Origin of the sequence: Novosphingobium huizhouense (genome assembly GCF_020179475.1) — a bacterium.
GTDB lineage: Bacteria > Pseudomonadota > Alphaproteobacteria > Sphingomonadales > Sphingomonadaceae > Novosphingobium > Novosphingobium huizhouense.
This window is the reverse complement of record NZ_JAILXZ010000038.1, coordinates 1-285: the sequence shown is the minus strand read 5'-3', so window position 1 is coordinate 285 and position 285 is coordinate 1. Positions and strand designations below refer to the sequence as shown.

Sequence of the window (285 nt, the reverse complement as noted above, 5' to 3'; positions counted from 1 at the left end):
GGATATTCGTTCCCCGCGAACCAGACGCCCAATGTCTTGCCCGCGAAATCGGTGGTCGGGTCGCTGATGCCGCTTTCCTTCAGGCAGGTCAGCATCATCCCCGAGGATTTGAACGGCTGGGCGATATTGACCAGCGGCAACCCTTTTTCACGCGCCGCCAGCGCGGCAGGCATCCATTCGACGACCACATCGGCACCTCCCCCGGCCAGAACCTGCGTCGGCGCGATATCCGGCCCACCGGCCTTGATGGTGACGTTCAGATCCTCTTCGTCGTAAAAGCCCTTG

Annotated in this window: 1 protein-coding gene; it reads right to left on the bottom strand. The window is 61.8% G+C overall.

All coding sequences use genetic code 11. The features are described 5' to 3' along the window. The coding region (locus K3A85_RS17880) for an ABC transporter substrate-binding protein (RefSeq protein ID WP_225207867.1) at positions 1-285 on the bottom strand (285 nt) is incomplete at both ends.